Origin of the sequence: Streptomyces sp. WAC06614, from assembly GCF_003949795.1 — a bacterium.
GTDB lineage: Bacteria > Actinomycetota > Actinomycetes > Streptomycetales > Streptomycetaceae > Streptomyces.
The window spans coordinates 1-2,530 of sequence record NZ_RPRY01000561.1 but is presented as its reverse complement, the minus strand read 5'-3'; the positions used below and the strand labels follow the sequence as shown (position 1 = coordinate 2,530).

At 72.8% G+C, this 2,530-nt stretch carries 3 protein-coding genes and 1 pseudogene; all 4 read left to right on the top strand.

Translation table 11 applies throughout. The annotated features are described in order from the left end of the window. Nucleotides 1-720: pseudogene (locus tag EF918_RS34695) on the top strand (hypothetical protein); the annotation flags it as partial. Nucleotides 721-734: 14 nt separating this feature from the next. Further along, nucleotides 735-1,286 (top strand): YbaB/EbfC family nucleoid-associated protein, encoded by a 552-nt coding sequence (locus EF918_RS34690; protein WP_125652837.1) that lies wholly within the window; start codon nucleotides 735-737, stop codon nucleotides 1,284-1,286. Then, on the top strand, nucleotides 1,279-1,590 hold the full coding sequence (locus tag EF918_RS34685) for a hypothetical protein (RefSeq protein WP_125652836.1): 312 nt from the start codon (nucleotides 1,279-1,281) through the stop codon (nucleotides 1,588-1,590). Before EF918_RS34690 ends, EF918_RS34685 begins: the two co-directional genes overlap by 8 nt. 6 nt (nucleotides 1,591-1,596) lie before the next feature. Then, a partial coding sequence (locus EF918_RS34680) for a hypothetical protein (protein WP_148141332.1) occupies nucleotides 1,597-2,530 on the top strand: 934 nt, incomplete at its 3' end.

The following is a 2,530-nucleotide window of genomic DNA, read 5'->3' as shown; positions in this document are numbered from 1 at the left end:
CGGCCGGGCGGCGGGCCCGGGGGCGGCCCCGGCAACCAGCCCCCGGTGGGCGGCACCACGACCGGGGGCCAGACGCAGGGCATGGTGCTGGGCCGCGACGGCATGCCGATCCTCGGCGGGGACGGCAAGCCGATCATGGCGCCGCTCGGCACCCGGATCGGCCCCGACGGCCTCCTCTACGGCCCGAACGGCAAGCCCGTCCTGGGCAAGGACGGCAAGCCGATCGCCGTCGACAAGAAGTACTACGAGGTCCCCAAGGGGCCGCCGCAGGTCATCGGCGGCACGTCGCAGACGCAGACGCCGGGCGGCGGGCTCACGGGCAGCAAGCCCGGCCTGCCCACCGGGCAGAGCGTGCGTACGGTCGGCGGGATCAGCGGCATCAACACCAAGGGACTGGAGACCAGCGTCCGCACCCTGACCGGGGACAACGCGCTCGCCCAGCGGATGGGTCAGCAGGCGGCGGCCGCCGAGGCGGCCCAGCGGGCGGCCCTGAAGAACGCCCCGGCGGGCGCGGGCGGCCCGGGCGGCGCCCGGCAGGTGCCGACCCAGTCGGGCAGCGGCCCGATGCTGCCGCCGGGCGGCATGGGCGCCGGCGCCGGGGCGGGAGCCGGTGGTGGCCAGGAACGCAAGCGCACCACCTGGCTCTCCGAGGACGAGGACGTGTGGGCGGAGACCAAGGGCGTCAGCGGCGTCATCGGGCGCCCGGCGCCGGGCCGGTGAGGAAGGAGCACACCATGGGTGACGGCAAGGCCGCCGGGTTTCCGCCCGGGGACCCGGCGGGCAATCCGTTCGGAGAGCCTTTCGGGGAGTCGTTCGCGGAGTCGTTGGGGGATCCGCTCGGCGGATCCCTGGAGGACCAGATCGAGCAGGCGATGGCACGGCTCGGCGCGCACCGCGCGCGGATCGAGAAGGCCGGCGCCGCACTCCGCCGGGCCAGCGCCACGGTGACCTCCAAGGACCGCCTGCTGACGGTGAAGGTGGGGCCGCAGGGCGAGGTCCTCGCGGTCACCTTCCACACCGACGACTACCAGCGGATGGCCCCGGCCCAGCTCGGCGAGCTGCTGAAGGACGTGCTGAACGAGGCGCGGGCCGAGATCGGTGAGCAGATCACCGCGACCTTCCGGGAGTTCGAGGGGCTCGGCGACGCCCTGCGCACGTCGATGTCCGGCGGGACGACCCTCGACGACATCCTCGCGCCGCTGCGCGAGATGCGCCCCAAGGGCCCGGACCCCGTGAACGGCCTGCGGCTGCGCCGCCCGTCGGACGACGGGTTCGCCGATGAGTGACGACGTCCTGCGCACCTCGTCCGACCTCAAGCGCAGCTTCGGTGGCTACGACGAGATGGCCGAGCTCGTGGCGTCCCTCGGACGGCACGTCGACACCATCAACGGCCACCACACCAGCTCGGTGGGCGGCGACCCGCTGTCCGTCACCTACCTCGGCCAGATCCGGGAGCCGACCCAGGGCCTGGCCGAGCTGGTCGAGGTCATCCGCAAGACCCTGCGGCTGACCGGCCACAAGGGCACCGCCGTCTCGGACACGTTCACGGCCGGCGAGGACGACGCACTGGCCGAAGCACAGAACTGGTAGCAGATCGTGGCGATCATCATCCCGGCACCACTGGCGGCCCTCTTCGGAGGGCTCACCGGTATGCCCTGGCCGGAGATCAACGAGGACAACCTCCGGCTGGTCGCCGCCGAGTACGAGCAGATGGCCGCCGAACTGCCCCGGCTCAAGCAGCACATCCACCAGCTCGGCGGGCACGTGCGCGAGCAGTTCGAGGGGTACGCGGCGGCCGCGTTCGCCTCGTCCCTCGACGCGCTGCTGGGCGGGGGCGACGACTACCTCGGGCAGGCCGCGCAGCAGGCGGCGAAGCTGTCCGAGGTCGCGTTCGACGTGGCCAGACAGGCCGAGTACGCGAAGTGGATGACGATCGCCCAGCTCGTCCAGCTGGAGTTCGACATCGCCACCGCGATCGCGATGGCGCCGTGGACCGGCGGCGCCTCGCTGCTCAACATCTCCTGGATGTACTTCTTCACGCGGGAAGCGCTGCTGCAGATCCTGCGCTTCCTGCTCCGCTCGATCCTGGTGCACACCTTCATCAGCGTCGCGTACTCGTACGTCACCGACTTCGTCGTCCAGACGATCCAGGTCATGACCCACCGGGCCAAGGACTACGACCGGGAGGCCACCGAGCAGGCCCTCAAGTTCGGCGTGATCTCGGGCGTGCTCTCCGGCGGCATGGAGCTGTTCGGCATGGGCCTGGGCCGGCTGATCGGACGGATCTTCGGCAAGAGCGGCGGCGCGGTCGTGGGCAAGGAACTGGGCAGGAAGTTCACCAAGGCCGTGCCTGGCGGGACGGGCAAGGCTGCGACCGAGGCGGGCCTGAAGAACAGCGGGAACGCGGTCGCGCGGGCCGGCGCCACGGGTGCGGGCCACCAGGCGTCGGGGGCGGGCGCCGGAAAGGCCGCCGGAAAGGCCGCCTCGGGGCTGGGCGCGGGGGCGGGCGCCGCCGCGCCCAGCCCCGAGG

What these genes read in the sequence shown, in the direction of transcription:
- EF918_RS34690 (WP_125652837.1), top strand. Translation starts at nt 735, where the DNA reads ATGGGTGACGGCAAGGCCGCCGGGTTTCCGCCCGGGGACCCGGCGGGC.
- EF918_RS34685 (WP_125652836.1), top strand. Translation starts at nt 1,279, where the DNA reads ATGAGTGACGACGTCCTGCGCACCTCGTCCGACCTCAAGCGCAGCTTC.